General features: G+C 54.3%; 3 protein-coding genes. 2 read left to right on the forward strand and 1 reads right to left on the reverse strand.

Annotated features, from left to right (window positions below):
* Positions 1-1,297 (reverse strand): MFS transporter (locus P7F28_RS06165; protein ID WP_277183606.1); only part of this gene is annotated, 1,297 nt, incomplete at its 3' end.
* Positions 1,298-1,630: 333 nt separating this feature from the next.
* On the opposite strand from P7F28_RS06165, the gene P7F28_RS06170 reads away from it, so the two are divergent.
* Together P7F28_RS06170 and P7F28_RS06175 are read left to right on the forward strand one after the other, a co-directional pair.
* Positions 1,631-2,095: an NAD(P)-dependent oxidoreductase gene (locus P7F28_RS06170; RefSeq protein WP_277183607.1), complete on the forward strand. Its 465-nt coding sequence runs from the start codon at positions 1,631-1,633 to the stop codon at positions 2,093-2,095.
* On the forward strand, positions 2,092-2,294 hold a 203-nt coding region (locus P7F28_RS06175; RefSeq protein WP_277183608.1), incomplete at its 3' end, for a hypothetical protein. The genes P7F28_RS06170 and P7F28_RS06175, both read left to right, overlap by 4 nt.

Here is a 2,294-nt window from a genome sequence, read left to right on the forward strand (position 1 = left end):
CTGAACGGTTAACGAGAGAGTAATGAGGTTTGCTAGCCATGATTGCGACCAGGCTAACGAACCCAATGAACATGGTGTATCCAAAGAACAGGCGAATGCCTCCACCTTGCGCTGCGATGAGTGCGGTTGCGACGATGGGCAGCGGGCCTCCGAAGATTGCGCCAGAGGTTTGGTATCCAGCGGAGATTCCAGTGTAGCGAACAGAAGTCGGAAACATGTCTGCAAAAAGGGAAGCTTGAGAGCCGTGACAGGCCGCGTGTCCAATACCCAGCACGAAGACATAGCCCACTACGATTCCAACGTAAGACTTTGCTTCAACTGCGAAACAGAAGGGGAGCGCAGAAGCGAGGAGTACAAAGATGCCCCACACGAAGACCTTTCTTCGACCGATCTTGTCTGCCAGCGCACCGTACATCGGGATGGTGAACATCTCGACTGCCGCTCCGATACATACGGCGATCAGCATATCCGACTGGTTCATGCCGAGCTTTGATACGGTGTAGGAAACCATTGCTACAGCGCATGTATAGAAAAAGGTGTTCGGCGCTGCTTGGGCAAACATTACGCCGAAGAGCTGCCTCGGATATTCGCGAAGGACGGTCATGAACGGAACCTTCTCGATGTTTCCCGAAGCCTTGGCCTTGATGAAGGCAGGAGACTCAGAAACCTTATTTCGGATGTACATGCCTACGCCGAGCATCCCTGCGCTGAGAAGGAACGGGACTCGCCATCCCCAGTCCATAAGAGCCTGCTTGTCCAGGTTGATCATCAACAGGAACGTTGCGTTTCCGAGTAGCAAGCCAAAAAACGAGGCGCTCTGCGGAACGCTGCCGAAAAGCCCGCGTTTCGACTCATCAGCGTGCTCGACCACTGCGACGATAGCGCCGCCATACTCGGCACCAGCGGAAAGGCCCTGCAGGACGCGAAGCAAGACTAGGAGAATCGCGCCGACCGATCCCGCAGTCTCATAGGTGGGGAGAAAACCAATCAGAGTGGTCGCCGCGCCCATGATGATGAAGCTCCAGAGCAGCGTCGTTTTCCGCCCAATCTTGTCACCAAGGTGACCGGCAATAACGCCTCCGATCGGACGAACCAACCAGGCCGTGGCAAATGCCATGAAACCCAAGATGGTTCCAATGGTGGGATCGAAGGTCGGGAAAAATAGCTTGTTTAGAAAGAGTGCGGAAATGATCCCGAAGATAAAGAAGTCGTACCACTCGATGGTGGAACCAATGAAGGTCGACGCGAGGATCAAGCGCCGCTGGCGGACGCTAGAGCTAGGGGCAGATGTATCCATGTAGTGTCTCCGTTCGACCCGGTTTGAGTCTGTCTTATTGAGGCAATCGCAAAGTTTCGAAAGCAAGATCAATCTAGCTCGGTTTACGGTTGTGGTCAATAAATTCAGAATCAGTGCCGAGCAGTGAAACTTGATGACTGTCGTCTCACGCACGCATAATGCATATGGCTCGAAATCTAGAAGCTTCGGCAAGGCACCTATTGCGCGTCAACTTGTCTCACTATACAGTACTTTTTAACGCCCGAACTCAGGGTATTCGCGGGGATGCGTGAGCCGTTCTTTGGCAGGATAGGTGCTGCCGCATTCCTTTTGGATTGATGGAGAGGAAACTAGATGAACGTTCTTGTCACCGGCGGTGCTGGCTTTCTTGGCGCCTATCTCTCGAATGCACTCCAGGCTGCTGGGCACGTGGTCTACAGCTACGACATTGCATCGCCGCCTAAGGAGCTCTTGCATATTTCTCCCTTTTTGGAGAGCAACCTGCGTCGCGGGGCGATCGGTGACATTGACCGTTTGCTTGCTGTGTGCCGGTCGGACAAAATTGATGCCATCATGCACGCGGCTGCCAGGGTGGGGCTCGAACCATCGCTGGACGATCCGGGTGGGTTCTATCAAACCAACGTGATGGGTCTGGTCAACGTCTGCGAGGTGGCTAGACAACTAGGCCTAGGCAAGGTGGTCTTTGTTTCAAGCAACACTGCATGCATGCGGGGGTTGGCACCGTTCAGAAAGAGACGGACCCGGCGTTCTCTATCACGCGAGCTAACCCTTCGGCGCACTACGGAACGTCCAAGATGATTGGCGAAGCCATCGGGTTGTCGTACGCCGACTTCCACAATCTGGAGTTCGTTGCGCTTCGGGTTGCCGCGGTGTATGGCTTTGGCATGCGCATTCCGCTTTACATCAAGCCAATGGTTGAAAACTCTGTCGCGGGAAGGCCGACGCGCTTTGAAACCGGAGGGCGGATGAAGAGGGATTTGACTCATGTGCTGGACGT

Origin of the sequence: Caballeronia sp. BR00000012568055, from assembly GCF_029439455.1 — a bacterium.
Classification (GTDB): Bacteria; Pseudomonadota; Gammaproteobacteria; order Burkholderiales; family Burkholderiaceae; genus Caballeronia.